Below are 22,819 nucleotides of genomic sequence, written 5' to 3'. Positions count from 1 at the left end.
TCCATGTCGCATGACCTCTACCTTGCCGCCAGGGCGGCCATGGCCAAGGCCTACGCGCCCTATTCGAAGTTTCCGGTGGGCGCAGCGCTTCGTACCGAGGACGGGCGTATCTTCGCGGGCGCCAACATCGAGGTGGCCTCCTATCCGGAAGGCTGGTGCGCGGAGACGACGGCACTCGGGCACTACATCATGGGTGGCGGCGGCAAGATCGTGGAAATCGCCGTCATCGCAGAACGCATGGCGAAATGCTCGCCCTGCGGCGGCTGCCGCCAGCGGCTGGCGGAGTTCACACGGCCGGACACCAAGCTCTATCTCTGCGATGAGACGGGCGTGGCCGAAACCGTTACCATGGGCGATATGCTGCCCTATGGCTTCAGGGGCGATATCCTCAAATGAAAGACGCGATCGATCGTCTCGTCGAACGGCTGGACGGCCTTGCGCCGAGTGTCGCGCTGGTGCTGGGCTCGGGGCTTGGCGGGCTGGTCGACCAAGTCGAGGATGCCGTCCGCATTCCTTACTCCGACTTGCCGGGCTTCCCGAAGAGTGGTGTGACTGGCCATGCCGGCGCGGTTGTTGCTGGTCATTTCGCCAGGCAGCCGGTGCTGATGCTGGCCGGCCGTTCCCACTATTACGAGCATGGCGATGCCGCCGTGATGCGCCCGGTGATCGAGACACTGGCCGGCATCGGCATAACGAAGCTGATCCTCACCAATGCCGCCGGCTCCGTCGATCCCGACATGCCGCCGGGATCGGTGATGCTGATCAATGACCACATCAATTTCTCGGGTTCCAATCCGCTGTTCGGCGAGCCGACCGATCGCCGCTTCGTGGGGCTGACCGAAGCCTATGATGCCGGCATGCGTGCGGCGATCGAGCGGGCCGCGAAGATCACCGGCACCAAACTGCACCAGGGCGTCTATATGTGGTTCTCCGGACCGTCCTTCGAGACGCCGGCGGAAATCCGCATGGCGCGCATCATGGGCGCCACGGCGGTCGGCATGTCGACGGTGCCGGAAGTGATCCTGGCCCGTTTCTTCGGGTTGAATGTGGCGGCCTGTTCCGTCATCACCAACCTGGCTGCCGGCATGACGGGCGCCGAGCTTTCGCACACCGAGACCAAGGACATGGCGCCGATCGGCGGTGCCAAGCTCGCCAAGGTGCTGCACAAGGTGTTCCAGGATGGACTGCTGGACGGCGCCTGATGCTGCCTCAGGAAATCATCCGCAGGAAACGTGACGGGCTGAAACTGTCGGCCGAGGAGATCACGTCCTTCGTTTCAGGGGTTACCTCCGGCGCCGTTACGGAAGGGCAGGCAGCTTCCTTTGCCATGGCTGTCTTCTTCAACGGCATGAACCGCGACGAAGCGGTGGCGTTGACCACGGCAATGCGCGATTCCGGCGACGTGCTCGACTGGTCGGATCTGCCCGGTCCCGTCACCGACAAGCACTCCACGGGCGGGGTTGGCGACAACGTCTCGCTGATGCTGGCGCCGATCGTGGCGGCCTGCGGCGCCTATGTGCCGATGATTTCCGGCCGTGGCCTTGGTCATACCGGCGGCACGCTGGACAAGATGGATTCGATCCCCGGCTATGTCAGCCAGCCCGATCTTGGTTTGCTGCGACAGGCCGTGCTGGAAGCGGGTGCGGCCATCATTGGCCAGACCGGCGACCTGGCACCTGCCGACAAGCGGCTCTATGCCATCCGAGACGTCACGGCCACCGTGGAATCGGTGCCGCTGATCACGGCCTCGATCCTCTCGAAGAAACTCGCTGCCGGGCTGCAGTCACTGGTTCTGGACGTGAAGGTCGGCAACGGCGCCTTCATGGAAAAATCGCGCGATGCGACGGCGCTTGCGACCAGCCTGGTCGAGGTGGCGACTGGCGCAGGCCTGAAGACCAGCGCACTGGTCACGGGCATGAACGAGCCGCTCGCTTCGGCTGCCGGCAATGCGGTGGAGGTGCAGAATGCGGTCGATTTCCTGACCGGCCGCAGTCGCGACAAACGCCTGGAGACAGTGACGTTGGCGCTTGCCGCCGAGATGTTGCAATCGGCCGGCATCGTTGCCTCCAACCAGGACGGACTGCAGCGCGCCATGGAAGCGTTGTCGAGTGGGCGAGCCGCAGCAGTGTTCGGCCGCATGGTTTCGACGCTCGGTGGTCCTGCGGATTTTGTCGAGAAGGCCGCAAAATACCTGCCGCAAGCGCCCGTGCGACTTGAAGTGAAGGCGGATCGCGTAGGATTTGTCACCGGTATCGCGACGCGCGAGATCGGACTGGCCGTCGTGGCATTGGGTGGCGGCCGGACACGGCCAGAAGACAAGGTGGACCATGCAGTCGGGCTTACGGCCTTGTTGCCGGTCGGCGCGGAGGTGCATCCGGGTGACGCAATCGCGCTTGTACATGCGCGCTCGCTGGCGGCGGCCGAGCAGGCTGCCGTGGCTGTTTCGGCCGCCTATGCGGTTGGTCGCACCAAACCGGCCACGGAAAAGGCGATCCTGCGCCGCGTTGCCCCGCGCGGATAGGTCAAAGACAGGCGCCTACTGCACCATCAGCAATGCGCCATCCTCGACAGCGTATTTGCCCAAGCGGCTCAAGAAGCTCATGCCGATCAGATTGGTGCTGAGTGCCTTGTCGTCGATGACGACCGCGTCGATGTTCTCCAGCGCGATCTTGCCGACCTGCAGACTGGAGAGCCGCACGACCGCCACCTTGACCGGACCATTCGCAGTCGAGACCTGCTGGGTGAAATCGGAAGGGCTGATCGAAAGCCCGACGCGCCGCGCCGTCGAGGTGTTGAGCGCCACCAGCGTCGCACCCGTGTCGATAAGGGCATCCACCTGCCGGCCGTTGATCTTGAAGGGCGAACGGAAATGTCCGGTCGCATCGGCCTTGATCAGTACCTTGCGGCCGAGGGGCTGCTGCGAAGTTGCTGCGGCCGCGCCCGAGTTGCTCGGCAGGTTGACCGCCGTGGCAGATACCTCGCTGCCCCTGCCGAGGAGATTGTTGAGGAGGTTCGGGTTCGATTGGAAAACGGACGGGATTGCCGCCGTGCCGCCGGCGAAAACACCCAGAATGACCAATTTACGCAGCATGAAACGCCCCCGCTCGAGGCGATCCTAGGCACTCTTGGTATCTGGCGTTTTAATATACGGCGCTATCTGTCCTGCAGCGGTCCGAAACCACGCGGCTGCGTAAACGAAAGGTAAAAGTCTATTTCGTTCCGAACATGCGGTCGCCGGCATCGCCGAGGCCGGGCAGGATATAGCCTTTTTCGTTGAGCTGGCGATCGATGGACGCGGTAAAGACCGGCACGTCCGGATGGGCCGTGGTGAAGCGCTCGATGCCTTCGGGGGCTGCGAGCAGGCACAGGAAAAGGATGTTGGTCGCGCCGCGCTCCTTCAGCTTGTCGATCGCCGCGATCGCCGAATTGGCAGTGGCGAGCATCGGATCCACCACGATGATCAGGCGGTCGGCGAGATCGCTCGGTGCCTTGAAGAAGTACTCCACTGCTTCCAGCGTTTCATGGTCGCGATAGAGACCGATATGAGCGACGCGGGCGGCAGGCACCAGGTCGAGCAAACCCTCGAGTAAACCATTGCCGGCGCGCAGCACGGAAGCAAAGACCAGCTTCTTGCCTTCAAGCGTGGGCGCTTCCATCGTCTCCATTGGAGTTTCGATCGTGGTCTTGGTGAGTTCCAGGTTGCGCGTCACCTCATAGCCGAGCAGCAGCGAGATCTCGCGCAACAGCCGCCGGAACGACGCCGTCGACGTCTCCTTGTTGCGCATGATGGTCAGCTTGTGCTGGACAAGCGGGTGGTCGACGACGGTTACGCCCTTCATGGTCTTCTCCTCGATACTTGGAACGACCCTAGCGATTTAGCTCCGGCCAAGAAACGCCCAGAGGCGCGCCAACCACAGTTTTTGCGGGTTTCAGCGCACGCTTGCCTTGTCCAGCCGCGCGATGAGCGCGGCTTTGGTCTTCTTGTCGACGAATGCGGCGTCGATTGCGGTGCGGGTCACGGCCGTCAGCGCCTTGTCGTTCAAGCCGAAGTGTTCGGCTGCGATATCGTACTCGCGCTTCAATGAAGTCCAGAAATAGGGCGGATCGTCGGAATTCAACGTTACCTTGCACCCGGCTGTCTTCAACGCCGGGAACGGATGGTCGGCAAAACTGTCGAATACCTTCAGCGCGATGTTGGAACCGGGGCAGCATTCCAGCACCACGCCTTCATCGGCAATGCGGCGCACGAGATCCGCGTTCTCGATGGCGCGGACGCCGTGGCCGATGCGCGAGGGGCGAATATGGTCGAGTGCGGCCTGCACGCTTTCCCAGCCCATCAGCTCGCCGGCATGGATGGTGATGCCGAGACCCGCTTCGCGGGCGATTTCGAAGGCGCGTACATAGTCCTCGAAATCACCCATGCGTTCGTCGCCGGCGACGCCGAAGCCGGTCACCAGTGGATGACCGCATCTGGCTGCGAAGCGGGCGGCCTTCTCGATCGCCTCGACACCGACATGCCGAACCCCGGTGACGATCATGCGTCCTTCGATGCCGGTCTTGGCCTTTGCGCGCGCCATGCCTTCGCCAAGAGCTTCGGTATAGGCCTTGGGCGACAGGCCGGCGCGCACGGCATGGTCCGGAGAGGTGAACACTTCCGAGTAGATGGCGCCATCGCGCGCCAGGCTGGTCAAATAGTGTTCGGCGAGCACCGCGTAGTCCTCTTCCGAGCGGAAAAGATCGGCGGAAAAGTCGTAGGCGGCGAGGAAAGAGGTGAAGTCGTGCCAGACAAACGAACCGTCCCGGATGAAGGGAGAAGGGTCCTTGCCATATTTTCGCGCCTGCCGGACTACGAGTTCCGGTGCTGCCGCTCCTTCGATGTGGCAGTGCAATTCGGCTTTCAAGACCATGAGGCATTCCTGTGAACGGGCCGTCCGGCGCGGCCGAACACCGCGCCTTTGACAATAGCTTCGCCTACTGCGATCGGCTATGGTCCGGCCGATTTTAAGGCGGATCGAAACAATGTCTGTTGAGAGAACCACTGCGACCGGGGGCATGGAGACCTCCTATGGCTTCCGGCAGGTCGGGACCGGCGAGAAGCAGCCGCTGGTCAACGAGGTGTTCCACAAGGTCGCCAAGCGCTACGACCTGATGAACGACCTGATGTCGGCCGGTCTGCACCGGCTGTGGAAGGATGCCATGGTCGCCTGGCTCAACCCGCCGAAAAGGCCGGGCTGGAGGGTTCTGGATGTGGCAGGAGGCACCGGCGACATCGCCTTTCGCATCATCGATGCCAGCCAGGGTCAGGCTCAGGCCACCGTGCTCGACATCAACGGCTCGATGCTGGCGGTCGGCCGCGAACGAGCGGAAAAACGCGGGCTGGCCGCGAACATCGATTTCGTCGAAGCCAATGCCGAGGACCTGCCGTTCGCCGACAATTCCTTCGACGCCTATACGATCGCCTTCGGCATCCGCAATGTGCCGCGCATCGAAGTTGCACTGGGCGAAGCCTTCCGGGTCCTCAAGCCTGGCGGACGCTTCCTGTGCCTCGAATTCTCCGAAGTGGAGATGCCGCTGCTCGACAAGGTCTACGAAGCCTGGTCCTTCAACGCCATTCCGAAGATCGGCAAGGCTGTGACCGGCGATGGCGAACCCTATGCCTATCTGGTCGAATCGATCGCCAAGTTCCCGAACCAGCAGAATTTCGCCGCGATGATCGGCAGGGCCGGTTTCGAGCGCGTCAGCTTCCGCAACTACACCGGCGGCATTGCGGCTGCTCATTCGGGCTGGAAGCTTTGAGGCGGGCGCGTTCATGAGTTCTGTCGGAGCGGCATTCCGGCTCGTTCGGGCCGGCTGGGTGCTGGTGCGCGAGGGCGTCGTCGCGGCGATCCCGGGCGACCAGCTGTCCGGCATGCCGAAATTCGGCTGGCGGATGGCCAGGCTGTTCACACGCCGGCGAGCGCTCCGCGAGGGCCGCAGCGACCGCATGGCGCATGCGGTGGCGCGGCTTGGGCCGTCCTACGTCAAGCTCGGTCAGTTCCTGGCGACGCGGCCGGACGTGGTCGGCAACGACATCGCGCTCGATCTTGCTCTTCTGCAGGACAAGATGCGCACCTTCCCACAGTCGGCGGCGATCACGGCAATCGAAGCGTCGCTCGGCCGGCGCGTTTCCGATCTTTATGTCCGCCTGGAGGATCCGGTGGCGGCGGCTTCGATCGCGCAGGTGCATGAGGCGGAAGTGGCATATGACGGTGTGCCGACCAAGGTTGCCGTCAAGGTGATACGGCCGGGGGTGCGCAAGCGTTTCCACCACGACCTCGAAAGCTATTTCCTGGCCGCGCGCCTGCAGGAAAAATACATTCCGTCGTCGCGACGCCTGCGTCCAGTCGAAGTGACCGAAACACTGGCGCAGACCACCAAGATCGAAATGGATCTGCGGCTCGAAGGAGCGGCGCTTTCGGAGCTGGGCGAAAACACAAAGGCTGATCCGGGTTTTCGCGTTCCGGCTGTCGACTGGGAACGCACCGGCCGCGACGTGCTCACCATGGAGTGGGTCGACGGCATCAAGATGAACGATATCGCCGGCCTGGCCGAGGCCGGTCACGATCTCAAGGCGATTGCCGCCAACCTGATCCAATCCTTCCTGCGCCACACGTTGCGCGACGGCTTCTTTCATGCCGACATGCATCCGGGCAATCTGTTCGTGGAGGCCGACGGCACCATCGTTGCGGTCGACCTTGGTATTGCAGGCCGCCTTGGCAAGAAGGAACGGCGCTTCCTGGCAGAAATCCTCTACGGCTTCATCACCCGCAACTACTTGCGCGTGGCGGAAGTGCATTTCGAGGCCGGCTACGTGCCGCACAAGCATGATGTCGCCGCCTTCGCGCAGGCGATCCGCGCGATCGGCGAGCCGATCCACGGTCAGCCGGCGGAAACCATCTCGATGGCCAAGCTGCTCACGCTGCTGTTCGAGGTGACGGAACTGTTCGACATGCAGACGCGGCCGGAACTGGTCCTGCTGCAGAAGACGATGGTGGTGGTGGAAGGCGTTGCCCGCACGCTCGACCCGGCTTTCAACATGTGGAAGACGGCTGAGCCGGTGGTGGGCGACTGGATCCGCTCGAACCTTGGCCCACGCGGTATGCTGGACGATGCCCGCGAGGGCGTCGGTGCGCTGGTCTCGCTGGCCAGGCAGGCGCCGGACCTCGCAGCGCGCGCCGAGCGGCTGTCGCGCGAGATCGACCTGATGGCCGAACACGGCCTGCGTTTCGACGAGGCGACCGCCAAGGCGATCGGCAAGGCGGAGGCGCGTCACACGCGCTCCGGGCGGGTCGCGCTCTGGGTGATCGCGCTGACCTTGATCTTCATTGCCTGGAAGCTAATCTGACGGCATTGCCGTTGAGAGCAAAGCATGACCCTTTCCGAAAAGCGTATCCTTCTCGTCATCGGTGGCGGCATCGCGGCCTACAAGTCGCTTGATCTGATCCGACGGCTGCGTGAACGCGGCGCGGCCGTGCGTTGCGTGATGACTTCGGCGGCACAGGAATTCGTCACCCAGCTTTCGGTTGGCGCGCTTTCGGCGGACCATGTCTTCACCGATCTGTTCGATCGCCAGGACGAGCACGATGTCGGCCACATAAGGCTGTCGCGCGAAGCGGATCTGATCGTCGTGGCGCCGGCCACAGCCGATCTGATGGCGAAGCTTGCCAACGGCCATGCCAACGATCTTGCCTCGACGGTACTGCTCGCCACCGACAAGAAGGTGCTGATGGCGCCCGCGATGAATCCCAGAATGTGGGCGCATCCGGCAACGCGGCGCAACCACTCCACGCTTCTCAAGGACGGCGTGACCTTCGTCGGCCCGGCCAAGGGCGAGATGGCCGAAAGCGGCGAAGCCGGCGAAGGCCGCATGGCCGAACCGTTGGAGATCGTGGCGGCGATCGAGGCGCAGTTCGACGGCCAGCCGAAACCGCTGGCTGGCAGGAAGATCATCATCACATCCGGTCCGACGCATGAGCCGATCGATCCCGTGCGTTACATTGCGAACCGCTCGTCGGGGAAACAGGGCCACGCGCTGGCCGGCGCTCTCGCAAGGCTCGGTGCCGACGTCCATCTGGTCTCTGGTCCGGTAACGATCGCCGATCCGGCCGGCGTGGCAACGATCCATGTCGAGACGGCGCGGCAGATGCAGGCAGCCGTCGAAGGTCTGTTGCCCGCGGACGCAGCGGTGTTCGTCGCCGCCGTGGCCGATTGGCGGACAGCGAATTCGGCTGGCGAAAAGATCAAGAAAGTGGCGGGCGAGGGGCCGCCTGCGCTGCAGATGGTGGAGAACCCCGATATTCTGGCTGGTATTGGGCATCACGCGAAGCGCCCGCGTCTTGTGGTGGGTTTTGCCGCCGAGACACAGGAAATTCAAAAGAACGCAGAAGCCAAGCTGAGCAGGAAAGGCGCCGACTTCATCGTTGCCAACGATGTCTCGCACGACAGCGGCGTCGGCCCCGCCGGCGTCATGGGCGGCGATCGCAACCGCGTTCGCATCGTCTCGAAAACGGGCGTCGAGGAATGGCCCGAGCTTACCAAGGCAGAGGTGGCGTCGCGGCTGGCAGAGCTGATTGCGAAACGCCTGAAAACCGTCTGATCAGCGACTTGCCGGCAATTCACGCTTCCTGTGGTTGTCCTGGTCGCCGTGGCTCGGAGGACAGTTTGAACGCCGCGATGGAGCCGAGCAATCCCAGCGGTACAAAAGCCAGGAAAAGCCAGACCCCGGCATTTGCCGCGGCTGCGCGGTTGATGCCTTCTGAAAATCCACTGGCGTTGGCGACGATGCCGGCACTCGCAGCGCCCACCGCATAACCGATGCGCTGCATGGTCGGTACGGCCGATGAAGCGATGGTCTGCTCGTCGGTGGGTGCGGAGGCAACGATGACGCGTGTCACGAAGGGCCAGGCGATGCCGAAGCCGCCGCCCTGCAAGAGTGCGCAGAAGAGGATGAGCGGAATTGAGCCGTGCGGCACCGTATAAGCGAAGCCGGCGATACCGGCCGCGATCATGAAGGCACCGCAGACGATGATGCTCCGTTCACGTTCCGGTGGCGCATTGGCGACCAGAATCGAAAGGATCGACCACGCGATCGATTCCGCTGCAATGATGTAGCCGGTGGTCAGCATCGAGATGCCGTGCAGGCTGGTCAGGATCAGCGGCCCATAGACGGCGAACGAACAGGTGGCGACCGAGAACGCGGCAATCATCGTCATACCGCTGCCGACCGGGGTGCGCCATGAAAACAGGTTCGCCGGGAACAGCCTGGATTGCGGCTTCAACGCGTCGATCCGGAAAAACAGCGCCAGCCCCAAAAGCCCCAGGCTGAGCAGCAGGCTTGAGCGCAGCAAGGCGACCTCGACGCCTGCCGAGGCGATCAGGATCACGCCGACCGCCAGGCAGGCCAGCGGGACAACGGGGAAAGGCGGCAGTCCTGTGCCGGCATTGCGCCTGCGTCGGGCTTCCGGCGTGTTCAGCACCGCAAGGCTCGCCAGCGCCATTGTCACGCCGCCAATGACGAAGACGCCGAAGGCCCAGCGCCAGGAAAGAAATTCTGCCATCAGGGCGCCAAGCAACGGGCCGCTGAAGGCCGCGACACCCCAGATCGCCGACATCAGGCCGAACAGCTGCGGCCAGATCGCGCGTGGGAACAGCCGTTCCACCGAGACAAAGGCCAGCGAGACCAAGGCGCCACCGCCAAGACCTTCGATGAGGCGGCCGGCAAGGAAGATTTGCATGGATGGTGCTGCGGCGCAGATGAGGGCACCGGTTGAATAGAGCAGTGCGGCCACCATGACGTTGCTGCGCAGGGCGACGTAACTGACCATGCGACCCGCCGCTGCGCCCGCGACGATCGCGCCCAGCTCGTAGATGGCCAGCGACCAGCCGACCAGTTGCACGCCCGCCAGGTCGCCCACCATGGCGGGCATGATGGTTGCCACCATCGTTTCGTTCGTGGCGTGCAGCAAAATTCCCAGTGAGATGAAGCAGAAGCGGGCCAAGTCGCCGCTGGCCCACAACGCGCGCCAATCCACCCGGTTCGCCTTGCCCTGCGTCATGCGGTTCGTCCGAAGCCCCCAGCTGCGACCGGCTCAATGTTTTTCCAAGTGTATACTTGTAAAAGCTCAAGCGGGCTTGAACGCAAGCGATATTTTTGTTGCCCTTCAACGGAGTCCTGATTGCGGCCCGCCCGTTGCCGGGTACCTGGCTTTCGTTCATCACATCGCCACGAATAGTCTGCAGCGTCGCCGAATCTTATGAAACGAGGTACCTCGATGCGCCTTTTCACCCTCATTCTGCTCGGAGCAACTGCGATGACTGCCTCTGCTCATTCTGCCGATCTTGTGCTCAAACGGGCGGTTCTCGGCACCGGGGGCGTCGGTTATTTCGAATATGAGGCTACGGTCACCGGTCGGGAAACGCTGACCTTGCGATCGCGGCTTGATCAAGTCGACGACATTCTCAAAAGCATGATCGTCCTCGATCCCGCCGGCACGGGGTCGGCCACGCTGCCGGGCAAGGCAGGTGCCGACGAAGCCTTCAACGCGCTGCCATTTTCGCGATCAGATCTGGACAGCATGCCATCTCTGATGGCGGCCCTGAAGGGCGCGGAGATCAAGGTCTCGGCGCCACGCAGCATGGTGGGCCGCATTGCCAGCGTCCAATCAGAACAGATCACGGACAAGGACGGCCGGACAACCACGCGGACGCGCGTCTGGGTGTTTTCAGGCGCGTCGATGGATCAGTTTGTTCTTGAAGACGCGCAAGGTCTCGAGTTTGCTGACGCGCGGCTGGGCGAGCAAGTTTCCGGCGCGCTGACCGCGCTGCGCAGCGCGCAGGATCGTTCCGGACGCGACATTTCCATCCATCTGGCTGACGGTGCGCAGCGCACCGTGCGCATCGGCTATGTTGCCGAGGCTCCTGTCTGGAAAACCGCGTACCGCCTGACCCTGCCAAAAGCGGGTGAAGACAAGGCGCAGCTGCAAGGTTGGGTGGTGCTGGAGAACATGACCGGCGATGCCTGGAAGGATGTTGCGGTGACGCTGTCGTCGGCCGCGCCTGTTACTTTCCGTCAGGCGCTCTACGATCCCTACTACGTTTCGCGCCAGATCATTGCACCGCCGGTGAGCCAGGCCGCCTTGCCGCGAACCGATCAGGGGCAGGTTGCGCTTGGTGGGGCCAACTATGCTGAGATGGCCGTGCCCGCAGCGCCGGAGCAAAAGCGGATGGTGGCTCGCAAGGCAACGGCCGCTGTTCAGGACGAGATGGTTCAGCAGGCCGATGCTGTACCGGCGTCAACCGACGAGAATGCCGCGGGCGCCAGCTTTACGCTGTCGATCCCGGTCAGCGTCGGATCCGGTGAAAGCCTGACCATCCCGTTTGTCGACCAGAAAGTACCGGCGGAAGCCGTGTCCTGGTATCAGGGCGCCGGGCGTAATCCATGGCAGGGGATGACCCTCAAGAATGATGGGACGATGTCGCTGCCCGCCGGATCGGCCACCATCTACGAGGCGACCGACGCGGGCCCGCTGTTTTCGGGTGAAGCGCAATTTCCGCTTCTGCCGGCGGGCGATTCCCGCCTTGTCGGGTTTGGTGCGGAGCAGAAGATCCTTGTCGACCGCGAAAACCGGACGGCTTCGTCCGTTACCAAGGTCAAGTCGGTCGATGGTGCATTGCAGATCGAAAGCAAACTGCGCGAGACGACGCTCTACCGCGTCAAGAACATCGCCGCAGAGGCGAGGCGCATGGTGATCGAGCAGCCGCGCGCCAAGGACTGGCATCTGGTGCAGCCGAAAGCCGAGGAAGCGACGCTGACCGGTTCCGCCTACCGGATGCGTTTTGAGGTTGAGCCCGGCAAGACCAGGGAATTTCCGGTGGTGATGGAGCGGCCTGTCGTCGAGACGGTCGCCATTCAGGAACTGACCGCCGAGCGCATTCTCGCGCTGATCGCCAGCACGGAGCTTGATGCCGAAAGCAAAGCACGACTTGCCGCGATCGCAGAAGCGGCCAAGGCGAGCGACGAGGCAAGCCTGGCATTGGCGAGCCGGCAGGAGCGCCGTGACGGAATCACCGCCGATCAGCAGCGGATTCGCGAGAATATCGGCGCTGCCCCCGAAGGATCGGATCTCGCGCGCCTCTATGCGCAGAAGATGCTGGATCAGGAACGAGCGCTGGAACAACTGGACAAGGATATTGTCGACGCTCGCACGAAGTATGAAGAAGCGCGCCGTGTGCTGGGCGATCGGGTGCGGGCGTTCTAAGGGTCGACAAAGGGTCAGAGCGTTTCCGTATATACGGAAACGCTCTGGGATCGAAATTCAGCTTATTTCAGCGAGTGCAGCAGTTCTAGCGAGGTCACGGCCGCCGCGACATTGAGACCGGTCTGCGCCTGTACGGAAAGCGGCTGCAGCGCATAGGAGTTGTCGAAGCCGCCGACGAGTAGATTCAGGCCGCCACCGGTCACGACGCTGGCCTCGGCGTTGACGCCGAAATATTTGCCGGCAAGAGCGCCGGAATCGTAGCTGCTCGAGGCAGCCAGAACGGCCCAGGACAACTGCCCCTGGTGCGTCATGCCGAGGTCGACGCCGACCTTGGAGATGACGCCGGTATAGAGTTCGGACCTACGGCTGTTGTAGGGACGGTAGGTACAGGTGACGCCCTTGTTGGAGGCGACGACATAGGACTGACCGCCATCGATGACGCAATCGAGAACGCCGAGTTCAACCCTGCCGGCGCTCGCCGGCGCGGCAACGGTCGTCATGGCCAAGGCGGCTAAACAAGCAAGTTTTTTCATTGTGGCGATCCTTCTGAAGTTCATGCCGGACAACGGCTCAGTACGAAGAGCGTTCCCTCAAAACCGTGGCGCGATGGTGGCGCAATCATGGTGGTGTTGTCGCATGGTTAAAATGGAGGAATGCCGTTGCCGATCAGCCACGGTAGGTCATGGCGTGTCCGTTCTGACACGCAATACCTGGGGCAGTACGTCGTCTTGCCGATTCCGGCGTCGGTCGATGCGCCGCGCAGGCAACAATGGATTTGCTGGCTCAGGCTCCGCCCGCGCGTGACAAGCCATCGCGCGCCGGCTGATAGGTCGGCGCCAGTCGGACGGCTTCCTTGTATGATTTTATGGCTTTGGCCTTTTCGCCCTTGCGCTCATAGATGAGCCCCTGGTTGGTCCAGGCTTCGGCATTCTTGCCGTCAAGCTTGATGGCCATGTTGAAGTCGGCGAAGGCGTTGTCGTCCTGGTTGAGCGCCAGATAGGACAGGCCGCGGCCGTTATAGGGTTCGGACGCCTCCGGCGACAACGAGATCGCGGTCGAGAAGTCCTCGATGGCGAAAGTGTGCTGGCCCTGGCTCTGATAGATCAGACCACGGTTGTGATAGGCGCGTGCGTCGGTGGTGTCGAGCTGGATCGCCTTCTGGAAATCATTGAAGGCGTCCTGCGTGCGACCGGCCTTGCGATAGAGGTTGCCGCGGCCGATATAGGCGGCGTCATAGTTCGAATTGATCTGGATGGCGCGATTGTAGTCGGCCAGTGCCTTCTGCTGATCGCCGATGAAGCGGTAGATCAGCGCGCGGTTGGAATAGGCCTGGTAGAAATCGGGCTTCAACTGGATCGCGGTGTCGAAATCCTTCAGGGCAGCCTGGTACTTGCCGCCGCGGCCATAGGCCGAACCGCGTACGTTGTAGGCTTCGGGATCGCGTGGATTGCGGTCGACCACCGAAGAGAGCGACGAGATATTCTCGCTGGACCCCTGAGCTTGGTCGATCGAGCCGAGCTCACCTGTCGGCGTCGACTGGCAGCCGGCAAGCGCCAAGCCCACCATCAAGGCGGCACTCAAGACAAAACCATTCAAGGAGTTTTTGCGCTCCGTGGTCAAAACATGCATCGGCTGCCGTATCCTCAACATCGACGCCCGGCATTCCGGGCTATCGCTCCGGCCCCTGTCCCGCCGTTCTGCGTTATACAAATATCAGCTTGCGTCAAACAAAAAGGTGGCGGCGATTTACATCGCGCCACCTTGTGTATCCTTCGAAAAGGACGAAATGCAGGCAGGATTAGCGCGGAGCGCGCGCAGCACCGGCGCCGGCAGGAGCCGGGCGCGGGGTCGAAGGCAGCAGGCCTTCGCGCTGGGCGCGCTTGCGTGCCAGCTTGCGGGCGCGGCGCACGGCCTCGGCCTTTTCACGCGCACGCTTCTCGGACGGCTTCTCGTAATGACCGCGCATCTTCATTTCACGGAAGATGCCTTCGCGCTGCATTTTCTTCTTGAGCGCGCGAAGCGCCTGATCAACGTTGTTGTCGCGGACGAGTACCTGCACGGGCAATCCTGTCTTTCGATTTGAAATCAATAGGTAAGTGGCAATAGCCACAAACCTCCGCGGCGGCTTCCACCACGAATTCCGGCGGCTGATAGCAGAATCGGGACTGATTGTCCACAGTTGCTTGTCCGGCTTGCGCGGTTTTTGCCCCGCTACGCCATTCAATGCCACCAATACACACAACATGAAGCGCCCGGAGGCAACCGTCAATTCAAACAGTCGCGATCCCGTCCGGACGCTTCGTCGCCGTCTCTATCTCTTGCTCAGGTGCGGTTGATGGAGACACCGCCATCGGCAAACAGCGCGGTGCCCGTGGTGAAGGAAGAGGCGTCCGACGCCAGATAGAGAGCCGAGCGGGCGATCTCCTCCGGACGCGCGATGCGCTTCAGGGCATGCAAACCCTCGACAAAGGTGCGTTCGTCTGCCGTCTTGAAGGTCGCGGCAGGCGTATCGGTGCCCCCGGGCAGGAGCGCGTTCACGCGGATGCCTTCGCGACCATACTCGGCGGCCAGCACCTGGGTCAGGCCCAGCAGGCCAGCCTTGGCGGCGGCATAGGCGGCCATGCCCGGCATGCCTGCGGTGACGCCGACGAAGCTCGAGGTGAAGATCAGCGAGCCGTTGCCGCGTGCCAGCAGCGCAGGGATCTGGTGCTTGGCGGCCAGGAAGGCGCTGGTCAGATTGGTGTCGAGCACGTCTTCCCAGGTTTGGCGCGGCATTTCGGACACCGGTCCCATAGGGCCAACGGCACCGGCATTGTTGAAAGCGATATCCAGTCCGCCGAAGCGGCCTTGCGCCAGCTCCACCAGCGCCTTGGCATAGGCTTCGTCGTTGACGTCGCCGGCAAGAGCGACCGCCTCACCGCCGTCCTCGGCGATCTCGGCGACCAGGGCATCGAGTTCGGCCTGGCGGCGGGCGGCGGCGATGATCCTGGCGCCTTCCCTGGCAAACAGCAGCGCCGTGGCGCGGCCGATGCCGGAGGACGCGCCGGTGACGATGGCGACCTTGTTGGTCAGTGCGAGCATGGTCCTGTTCCTTTCCAGAAGTGGATGAGGCTTGCTCGCAGATCGGTAGGAGACGAACCACCCGAAACCGGCTCGACGATCGGGGAACGGTACGGCGCAAAACGGCAATTGCCGTCGCAAACAGTGCAAGGATGACAGCGAGGTTTCGCTAGTGATACTCCTCGCGCGTCGGACGCCCGATTGCCATACGCGAGGCCAGATAACGTGAAGAAATATTCGGTATTCGCCATTGCCCGCGAGGCCATGCGCGGTCACAAAGGCTGGGAAGAGCAGTGGCCTTCGCCGGAGCCGAAGAAGAGCTACGACGTCATCATTGTCGGCGCCGGTGGGCATGGGCTGGCGACAGCCTATTATCTTGCCAAGGAACACGGCATCACCAATGTCGGGGTGATCGAGAAGGGTTGGCTTGGCGGCGGCAATACCGGCCGCAACACCACCATCATCCGTTCCAACTATCTCTATGACGAGAGCGCCGGCATCTACGACCACGCCGTGAAGCTGTGGGACGGGCTCTCGCAGGACCTCAACTACAACGTCATGTATTCGGCGCGCGGCGTGATGATGCTGGCGCACAATGTACACGACGTCCAGGTGCTGAAGCGCCACGTCCACGCCAACCGCCTCAATGGCATCGACAATGAATGGCTGACGCCGGAAGAAGCCAAGGCCTATTGCCCGCCGCTCAACATCTCGCGCAACGCGCGCTATCCGGTGGTGGGTGCTGCGCTGCAACGGCGTGGCGGCACCGCCCGCCATGATGCGGTCGCCTGGGGCTATGCCCGCGGTGCGGCGGCGCGCGGCGTCGACATCATCCAGAACTGCGAGGTCACCGGCATCCGGCGCGATGCCAGCGGCGCAGTGACCGGTGTCGAGACCTCGAAAGGGTTCATCGGCGCACGCAAGGTCGGCGTGGTCGCGGCCGGCCATTCCTCGGTGATCATGCAGATGGCCGATGTGCGCATGCCGCTTGAAAGCTATCCGTTGCAGGCACTGGTATCCGAGCCGGTGAAACCGGTGTTCCCCTGCGTGGTCATGTCCAACACGGTGCACGCCTACATCTCCCAGTCCGACAAGGGCGAACTGGTGATCGGTGCCGGCACCGATCAATATGTTTCCTATTCGCAGACCGGTGGGCTGCACATTCTCACCCATACGCTGGACGCGATCTGCGAGATGTTCCCGATGTTCACGCGCATGAAGATGCTGCGTTCCTGGGGCGGTATTGTCGACGTGACCCCGGACCGTTCACCGATCCTGGCCAAGACCCCGGTCAAGGGGCTCTATGTCAATTGCGGCTGGGGCACGGGCGGTTTCAAGGCGACGCCGGGTTCGGGCCATGTCTTTGCCCACACGATTGCACGCGACGAACCGCATGCGATCAACGCGCCCTTCACCATCGAGCGCTTCCGCAGCGGGCGGCTGATCGATGAAGCGGCCGCGGCCGCGGTGGCGCACTGATGCAAGCGCTGGCGGCGACCATGGCCCTGGCTGCGCCCTTTGTGCTGACTGGCGAGAAGGGATTGTTCCATTTTCCCGACGCCAGCGAGGTGAGGCTGCAGGATATCAGCCGCGCCGCGCATGAAGACGATTGGCCGTTTTCGGTTTCGTCCGGCTATCTCGGCTGCGTATGGAGCGCCGGACGCAAGACGGTATCCTTTGTGGAGAAGCGAGAGCCCTCTCATGATGGCGGCGCTCCGGACCCACGAATGGTCATCGTTACGACCGACCCGTTTGAACTTACCCTGCTCAACATCACCAACCGTGACCTTTTCGCGCCGGCAGACTCGGTCGAGGCACTGATTAAGCGCGTCGCACCCTTTGAGGTGCTCGGCGAAAAGCTCTGCGACCAGCCGCAAGGCGCGCGCCTCGGCGACGGTGAACTCTAGGATCAAGACAATGCTTCTCATCCGCTGCCCCTATTGCGAGGAAGAGCGTCCGGAACTCGAGTTCCGCAACGCCGGCGAGGCGCATATCGCGCGTCCGACCGATATCGCCGCCATCAGCGACGACGATTTCGAAAAATTCTTTTTCATCCGCCAGAACCCCAAAGGGATCATCTACGAGCGCTGGCGGCACGTGCATGGTTGCGCCCGCTTCTTCAACGCGGTGCGCGACACCGTCAGCGACAAGTTCGTGATGACCTACAAGGCCGGCGAGCCGAAGCCTTCCAAGCTGCCCGGAGTTTCGAAATGAGCGGGGCTTTTCGCATTGGCAATGCCGGCCGCTTGACGCCGGCCAGGACCGCCCGTTTCACCTTCGACGGCAAGGCCTACACCGGCGTCGAGGGCGATACGCTGGCTTCGGCGCTGCTCGCCAACGGAGTGCATCTGGTCGGCCGTTCGTTCAAATACCACCGTCCGCGCGGGTTCCTGTCGGCCGGTGCGGAGGAACCGAACGCGCTGGTCGAGATCGCGCGCGACAGCGCCCGCAAGACGCCCAATGTGCGCGCCACCGTGCAGGAGCTTTATGACGGGCTGTCGGCCAAGTCGCAGAACCGCTGGCCGTCGCTGTCCTTCGACGTGGGCGCAGTCAACGATGTGGCTTCGCCGTTCTTTTCGGCCGGCTTCTACTACAAGACCTTCATGTGGCCGAAGTCGGCCTGGAAGAACATCTATGAGCCGAATATCCGCTCGGCCGCCGGTCTGGGCGTCGCGCCGGATCAGCCGGATCCCGATCACTATTCGTCCCGTTTCGCGCATTGCGATGTGCTGGTCGTGGGAGGTGGTGCGGCGGGCCTTGCCGCGGCGCTCGCGGCAGCGGAAACCGGCGTACGCGTCATCGTCGCCGACGAGCAGGCGGAATTCGGCGGAGCGCTGCGCTTCGAGAGCGGCGCTGGGATCGAAGGCCAGGATGGCTGGGCCTGGGCGCAAGGTGTCGTGGCCAAGCTGAAGGGCATGGGCAATGTGCGGGTGCTGCCGCGCACGACGGCGTTCGGCTACTACGCGCAGAATTTCGTCGCCTTGGTGGAGCGCGTCAGCGAGCATCTGGCGGATCCCGGCCATGACGTGCCGCGCGAGCGGCTGTGGCAGGTGCGCGCCAAGCGTATCGTGCTCGCCACCGGCGCCATCGAACGGCACATGGTGTTCGCCGACAACGATCGTCCGGGCGTGATGCTGGCGTCCGCTGCGCGGACCTATCTCAATCACTATGGCGTCGCGGTCGGCCGCAATGTCGGTGTCTACACCGCCAACGATTCCGCCTATGCCGCGGCGATCGACCTGAAGAAGGCCGGCGTCAATATCGCAGCCATCGTCGATCTGCGCGACAATCCTTCCGGTGCGTTGATCGACCTGGCCCGCGCTGCCGGCATCGAGATCCACGACGGCCGTGCGGTCACACGCGTCGGCGGCAAGCTGCGCGTCTCGTCGATGGTCGTGCAGCCGAAGAATGGTGGCGGCGAGCGCACGATCGCCATCGACGCCTTGCTGATGTCGGCCGGCTGGACGCCGTCGGTGCATCTGTTTTCGCAATCGCGCGGCAAAGTCGCGTTCAACGAGGACAAGCGTTTCGTACCTGGCACCTATGCGCAGGACTGCGTTTCGGTCGGCGCGTGTAACGGCACCGACGGGCTCGCTGCCTCGGTGGACGAAGCCTATGCCGCCGGCGCCAAGGCCGCGAAGGAAACGGGCGGCAAAGCGGCCAAGGCCAACAAGCCGAAGGTCGATGCCGACGAGGTCTGGTCGCGCGGCATGCTCGGTTCCGCACCCGGCGCTGGTCCGGATGCGACGGTGAAGGCCTTTGTCGATTTCCAGAACGATGTCACCGCCAAGGACATCCGCCAGGCGGTGCGCGAAGGCATGCGCTCGATCGAACACGTCAAGCGTTTCACCACCAACGGCATGGCGACCGACCAGGGCAAGACCTCCAACATGCACGGCCTGGCGATCGCCGCCGACATGTTGAGCAAGCCGATCCCGGAAGTGGGCCTCACCACCTTCCGCGCGCCCTATACGCCTGTCACCTTCGGCGCCATCATCTCGCACGCGCGGGGGCCGCTGTTCGACCCGACGCGATGCACGCCGATGCATGGCTGGGCCGAGAAGCATGGTGCTGTGTTCGAGGATGTCGGGCAGTGGAAGCGCGCCTGGTATTTCCCGCGCGCCGGCGAAGACATGCACGCTGCCGTCGACCGCGAATGCGTGGCGGTGCGCAAGACCGCCGGTCTTTTCGATGCCTCGACGCTGGGCAAGATTGAAGTGGTCGGGCCCGATGCCGCCAAATTCATGGAATTGCTCTACACCAACCCGTGGGAAAAGCTGGAAGTCGGCCGCTGTCGCTACGGCATCATGCTGCGCGAAGACGGTTTCATCTATGACGACGGTGTGGTCGGTCGTCTTGCCGCCGACCGCTTCCATGTGACGACGACCACGGGCGGTGCTGCCCGCGTCATGAACCACATGGAAGACTATCTCCAGACCGAGTTCCCGCAACTCAATGTCTGGCTGACCTCGATTTCCGAGCAATGGGCGGTCATCGCGGTGCAAGGGCCGAAGTCGCGCGATATCATCGCGCCGCTGGTCGAAGGCATCGACATGTCCGACGAGGCGATGCCGCATATGTCGGTGCGCGAGGGCAAGATCTGCGGCGTGCCGACCCGGTTGTTCCGCATGTCGTTCACCGGCGACCGCGGCTTCGAAGTCAACGTGCCGGCCGACTACGGGCAGGCGGTCTGGGAAGCGCTCTGGGCCGAAGGGCAAAAGCATGATGCCGCAGCCTACGGTACCGAGGCCATGCACGTGCTGCGCGCCGAAAAGGGCTACATCATCGTCGGCCAGGACACGGACGGTACCGTCACGCCGAACGATGCCGGTCTCGACTGGGCGGTCGGCAAGAAGAAGACCGACTTCGTCGGCATTCGCGGCCTGACGCGGCCCGACCTCGTTGCCAAGGGCCGCAAGCAGCTTGTCGGTCTCAGGACCAAGGACCCGAAGATCGTCCTGGAAGAAGGCGCGCAGGTCGTCGACAACCCGAACCAGCCGATCCCGATGAAGATGATCGGTCATGTCACGTCGAGCTACTGGTCGGAGAATTGCGGGCGCTCGATCGCGTTGGCGCTGGTTGCCGGCGAGCGTGACCGTATGGGCGAAACGCTTTATGTGCCGATGCCTGACAAGGTGATCGAGGTGGAAGTCACCGGCATGGTGTTCTTCGACGAGAAGGGAGAACGCCTCAATGGCTAAGGCTGCCCAGAAAACCGGAATTGTCCAGGCGGAGCGCCACCCCGCTCTGGCGGGACGCAACGCGTCGGCTGCCCATGTTGCGCTGACCGCGCTGGACCCTGCCGAACGCATTTCGCTGCGTGCTCCGGAGGCTTCGCTCGCTGCCCTTTCCAAGGCGCTTGGGCTGACGCTCCCAAGGAAGCCGAAAACCTCAGCCTCGAAGGGTGGCCGCCTTGCACTTTGGCTGGGGCCGGACGAGTGGCTGGTGATCGACGAGGCTGGCGGTGACCCGCTGGCCGATTGTGCCAAGGTCAAGCAGTTGCATTCCGCGGTCGGCATCTCGCACCGCAATGTGGCGATCGGCGTGACCGGTCCGGGTGCGGAAGCGACGCTCAGCGCTGGCTGTCCGCAGGATCTATCGTTGGCCGTTTTTCCGGTTGGCGCCTGTTCGCGCACCATCTTCGGCAAGGTCGAGATCGTGCTTCATCGGACAGCCGAAGACGCCTTCCGCGTCGAATGCTGGCGCTCCTTCTCCGACTATGTCTTTACTTTCCTTTCAGAGGCAGCACGCGACGCGGCGGCATAAAGTGCCGCGTGTCCCTTCGGATGCGCGAGGAACCAAAGACGGGCCGCGCCGTTCTGTCCGAAGGATAGAGGGAGTGATCCATGGCCAGTCCGTCCAAGTCCGCAGGATCATCTAAATCGAAGAAAACAGCTGCTGTTCGCTCATTCGAACATGAACGGCACAGCGGGCACGATGCTGAAGAGGAACTGGAAGAGGGGCTGGAGGATACGTTTCCGGCCAGCGATCCGGTCGCGGTAACGAACACTTCCATCTCGGGAGCGCCCGCGAAACCCGGCAAACCGAAGCTCTAAGGCCGCTTTCCGGCGGCCGTTTCGGCGAAATTCGCGTCCGCGTTTCAAAAGAAAAAAGGCGACTGGAAATCCAGTCGCCTTTTTTTGCCGTTCAGTCCGTAAGGGAGGGGGAGAGCCTTACCGGATGGTCGGCATGGTCCATGGGCTCACGTCAACGCCGAGGCGCGGGCCATTGGTGTTCTTGTCCTGCTTGATCGAGCCGGTCGAGGCATAATCGAGCTTGCCCTTGACGGTGGTCTGGGCATGGGTGGCAGGGGCGTGGGTCTTCACGGTTTCGCCTGCGAAGGCCGTGCCCGAAAGGGCAACCAGGGCGGCGAGGGCAAGAGCTGTCGTTTTCATCGACTTTCTCCGGTTCAAGATCTGAATTCTATTTCCGTACATGTACGCTGCTCCGCACATGTATGCCCGTCCTGAAGGAAGTTCAAGAGAAAATCGTACGTGTACAAAAAATTTCTCTGAGTATGTGCCTGGTACGATCTCCAGACCGGTGCGCGTGTCGAAGCCAAGTCATTGAAAGGACGGGGCTGAAGACGTTCAGAGAATGGTGCGGTTTGTGGCAAGTGCGGGAAAGCACCGGTCGCTACGGTATGAAGCCAACTCGCAGAGATTTCCGGTCGCGGTTCCGGCGCCGCCAGAGCATCGATTGTGGCGCTACGGCCTCAGCATTTCTTGGGAGGCTGGTCGCCGAGAGGGGGAATGTCTTGGCCTTGCAGCGCCGCCAGGCCGAATTCGCACATCCGTTTCACGAAAGCCTGCTGGTCGCCGAAATGATAGAAGGGGAACGTGATCAACAGCGAGATCGTGCCGTGGCCAGTTGCCCACAGCATGGTGGCGATGGCGTGGGGATCGCCCTTCAACTTGCCGGCAGCGACGCAGACTTCTACGCGGTCGATGAGCAACTTCATCGCCGGGTTTTCTTCGTCAAGCTTTTCGAATGAACGGCCTTCGGGCAGCTTCGTCTTCTCCGTCATGAAGACGGTGCGGTATTCGTTGGGATTGCCAAGGCCGAAGGCGGCATATTCGGTCATGACCGCACGCAGCGCATCGATCGGGTCGTCGGGGGCATTCTGTTCGATGCGCTTGGCCAGTATCTGGAAGGCATCTTCAGCCAGAGCAAACAGGATATCCTGCTTGTCGGCGAAGTAAGAATAGACCGACATCGGCGCATAGCCGACCATCTTGGCCAGCTTGCGGATGGTCAATCCCTCGTAACCTTCCTCCTGTACCAGCTTGTGAGCTGCGGCCACGAGTTCGGATCGCAATGCCGCCTTTTGTTGTTCGCGGCGTGTTTGCGCACTCTGGGGCAATCGTGTTGCCTTTCTTATTTTGCTCCCATTCCCCACTCGCGGGCAGTATATACTCGGCACAGTCATCCGCAAGATATCGTTAGGGAAATTGCCTTCCAGG

General features: G+C 62.7%; 23 protein-coding genes. 13 read left to right on the top strand and 10 right to left on the bottom strand.

The features are described 5' to 3' along the window. Positions 1 to 3 precede the first annotated feature (3 nt). The 3 genes from cdd to deoA are packed head-to-tail and all read left to right on the top strand — an operon-like array spanning position 4 to position 2,521. The gene (cdd, locus tag ACFWXH_RS24260; protein WP_379123894.1) at positions 4 to 396 is read left to right on the top strand and encodes a cytidine deaminase; all 393 of its coding nucleotides are present in this window, start codon (positions 4 to 6) and stop codon (positions 394 to 396) included. Then, positions 393 to 1,202, top strand: a complete 810-nt coding sequence (locus ACFWXH_RS24255) for a purine-nucleoside phosphorylase (RefSeq protein WP_379123893.1) — start codon at positions 393 to 395, stop codon at positions 1,200 to 1,202. The genes cdd and ACFWXH_RS24255 overlap by 4 nt, the downstream gene beginning before the upstream one ends. Next, complete coding sequence (gene deoA, locus ACFWXH_RS24250) at positions 1,202 to 2,521, top strand: thymidine phosphorylase (protein ID WP_379123892.1); 1,320 nt, start codon at positions 1,202 to 1,204, stop codon at positions 2,519 to 2,521. The genes ACFWXH_RS24255 and deoA overlap by 1 nt, the downstream gene beginning before the upstream one ends. Before the next feature lie 15 nt (positions 2,522 to 2,536). Here deoA and ACFWXH_RS24245 read toward each other — a convergent pair whose 3' ends face one another. The 3 genes from ACFWXH_RS24245 to ACFWXH_RS24235 all read right to left on the bottom strand — a co-directional run bounded on the left by ACFWXH_RS24245 (position 2,537) and on the right by ACFWXH_RS24235 (position 4,907). Next, on the bottom strand, positions 2,537 to 3,091 hold the full coding sequence (locus ACFWXH_RS24245; RefSeq protein ID WP_379123891.1) for a TIGR02281 family clan AA aspartic protease: 555 nt from the start codon (positions 3,089 to 3,091) through the stop codon (positions 2,537 to 2,539). A 118-nt stretch (positions 3,092 to 3,209) separates the two neighbouring features. Further along, entirely contained in the window at positions 3,210 to 3,839 is a 630-nt protein-coding gene (gene upp, locus ACFWXH_RS24240) for a uracil phosphoribosyltransferase (protein WP_054312861.1), read from the bottom strand. Between the two features lie 90 nt (positions 3,840 to 3,929). After that, positions 3,930 to 4,907 (bottom strand): adenosine deaminase, encoded by a 978-nt coding sequence (locus tag ACFWXH_RS24235; RefSeq protein ID WP_379123890.1) that lies wholly within the window; start codon positions 4,905 to 4,907, stop codon positions 3,930 to 3,932. Between the two features lie 112 nt (positions 4,908 to 5,019). Here ACFWXH_RS24235 and ubiE point away from each other — a divergent pair, with 112 nt between their 5' ends. The 3 genes from ubiE to coaBC are packed head-to-tail and all read left to right on the top strand — an operon-like array spanning position 5,020 to position 8,635. Continuing rightward, entirely contained in the window at positions 5,020 to 5,796 is a 777-nt protein-coding gene (gene ubiE / locus ACFWXH_RS24230; protein WP_379123889.1) for a bifunctional demethylmenaquinone methyltransferase/2-methoxy-6-polyprenyl-1,4-benzoquinol methylase UbiE, read from the top strand. Positions 5,797 to 5,809: 13 nt separating this feature from the next. Next, a complete protein-coding gene (ubiB, locus tag ACFWXH_RS24225) occupies positions 5,810 to 7,384 on the top strand; it encodes a 2-polyprenylphenol 6-hydroxylase (RefSeq protein WP_379123888.1) in 1,575 nt (524 codons plus the stop codon). 24 nt (positions 7,385 to 7,408) lie between these two features. Then, complete coding sequence (gene coaBC, locus ACFWXH_RS24220; protein ID WP_379123887.1) at positions 7,409 to 8,635, top strand: bifunctional phosphopantothenoylcysteine decarboxylase/phosphopantothenate--cysteine ligase CoaBC; 1,227 nt, start codon at positions 7,409 to 7,411, stop codon at positions 8,633 to 8,635. A gap of 19 nt (positions 8,636 to 8,654) precedes the next feature. Here the strand turns inward: coaBC and ACFWXH_RS24215 are convergent, their stop codons facing one another. Continuing rightward, the gene (locus ACFWXH_RS24215) at positions 8,655 to 10,094 is read right to left on the bottom strand and encodes an MFS transporter (protein ID WP_379123886.1); all 1,440 of its coding nucleotides are present in this window, start codon (positions 10,092 to 10,094) and stop codon (positions 8,655 to 8,657) included. A gap of 255 nt (positions 10,095 to 10,349) precedes the next feature. Here ACFWXH_RS24215 and ACFWXH_RS24210 point away from each other — a divergent pair, with 255 nt between their 5' ends. After that, on the top strand, positions 10,350 to 12,296 hold the full coding sequence (locus tag ACFWXH_RS24210) for a DUF4139 domain-containing protein (RefSeq protein ID WP_379123885.1): 1,947 nt from the start codon (positions 10,350 to 10,352) through the stop codon (positions 12,294 to 12,296). A gap of 62 nt (positions 12,297 to 12,358) precedes the next feature. On the opposite strand, the gene ACFWXH_RS24205 is transcribed toward ACFWXH_RS24210, so the two are convergent. From ACFWXH_RS24205 to ACFWXH_RS24190, 4 genes are all read right to left on the bottom strand, one after another. Then, positions 12,359 to 12,829, bottom strand: a complete 471-nt coding sequence (locus ACFWXH_RS24205; protein ID WP_054312855.1) for a DUF992 domain-containing protein — start codon at positions 12,827 to 12,829, stop codon at positions 12,359 to 12,361. Positions 12,830 to 13,079: 250 nt separating this feature from the next. After that, positions 13,080 to 13,925, bottom strand: a complete 846-nt coding sequence (locus tag ACFWXH_RS24200; RefSeq protein ID WP_379123884.1) for a tetratricopeptide repeat protein — start codon at positions 13,923 to 13,925, stop codon at positions 13,080 to 13,082. A gap of 169 nt (positions 13,926 to 14,094) precedes the next feature. After that, positions 14,095 to 14,355 carry a 30S ribosomal protein S21 gene (gene rpsU, locus ACFWXH_RS24195; RefSeq protein ID WP_024926224.1) on the bottom strand — a complete coding sequence of 87 codons (261 nt, stop codon included), beginning with the start codon at positions 14,353 to 14,355 and terminating at the stop codon, positions 14,095 to 14,097. A 263-nt stretch (positions 14,356 to 14,618) separates the two neighbouring features. Then, entirely contained in the window at positions 14,619 to 15,377 is a 759-nt protein-coding gene (locus ACFWXH_RS24190) for an SDR family oxidoreductase (protein ID WP_379123883.1), read from the bottom strand. Between the two features lie 204 nt (positions 15,378 to 15,581). On the opposite strand from ACFWXH_RS24190, the gene ACFWXH_RS24185 reads away from it, so the two are divergent. The 6 genes from ACFWXH_RS24185 (at position 15,582) to ACFWXH_RS24160 (ending at position 21,412) form a co-directional block, all read left to right on the top strand. Continuing rightward, entirely contained in the window at positions 15,582 to 16,835 is a 1,254-nt protein-coding gene (locus tag ACFWXH_RS24185; RefSeq protein ID WP_054312852.1) for a sarcosine oxidase subunit beta, read from the top strand. Beyond that, positions 16,835 to 17,263 (top strand): hypothetical protein, encoded by a 429-nt coding sequence (locus ACFWXH_RS24180; RefSeq protein ID WP_379123882.1) that lies wholly within the window; start codon positions 16,835 to 16,837, stop codon positions 17,261 to 17,263. Before ACFWXH_RS24185 ends, ACFWXH_RS24180 begins: the two co-directional genes overlap by 1 nt. Positions 17,264 to 17,273: 10 nt before the next feature. Next, positions 17,274 to 17,570 carry a sarcosine oxidase subunit delta gene (locus ACFWXH_RS24175; protein WP_054312850.1) on the top strand — a complete coding sequence of 99 codons (297 nt, stop codon included), beginning with the start codon at positions 17,274 to 17,276 and terminating at the stop codon, positions 17,568 to 17,570. After that, entirely contained in the window at positions 17,567 to 20,557 is a 2,991-nt protein-coding gene (locus ACFWXH_RS24170) for a sarcosine oxidase subunit alpha (protein WP_379123881.1), read from the top strand. The genes ACFWXH_RS24175 and ACFWXH_RS24170 overlap by 4 nt, the downstream gene beginning before the upstream one ends. Next, complete coding sequence (locus ACFWXH_RS24165; protein ID WP_379123880.1) at positions 20,550 to 21,122, top strand: sarcosine oxidase subunit gamma; 573 nt, start codon at positions 20,550 to 20,552, stop codon at positions 21,120 to 21,122. The genes ACFWXH_RS24170 and ACFWXH_RS24165 overlap by 8 nt, the downstream gene beginning before the upstream one ends. Positions 21,123 to 21,202: 80 nt before the next feature. After that, a complete protein-coding gene (locus ACFWXH_RS24160; RefSeq protein WP_379123879.1) occupies positions 21,203 to 21,412 on the top strand; it encodes a hypothetical protein in 210 nt (69 codons plus the stop codon). Positions 21,413 to 21,529: 117 nt separating this feature from the next. Here the strand turns inward: ACFWXH_RS24160 and ACFWXH_RS24155 are convergent, their stop codons facing one another. Beyond that, a complete protein-coding gene (locus tag ACFWXH_RS24155) occupies positions 21,530 to 21,751 on the bottom strand; it encodes a hypothetical protein (RefSeq protein WP_054312847.1) in 222 nt (73 codons plus the stop codon). A 320-nt stretch (positions 21,752 to 22,071) separates the two neighbouring features. Continuing rightward, positions 22,072 to 22,719 (bottom strand): TetR/AcrR family transcriptional regulator, encoded by a 648-nt coding sequence (locus tag ACFWXH_RS24150; protein ID WP_379123878.1) that lies wholly within the window; start codon positions 22,717 to 22,719, stop codon positions 22,072 to 22,074. Positions 22,720 to 22,819: the final 100 nt, after the last annotated feature.

The organism is Mesorhizobium sp. NPDC059054, assembly GCF_042739215.1.
Lineage (GTDB): Bacteria > Pseudomonadota > Alphaproteobacteria > Rhizobiales > Rhizobiaceae > Mesorhizobium.
Note: the sequence above shows the minus strand (reverse complement) of the source record. Positions and strands in the feature narration are given on the sequence as shown.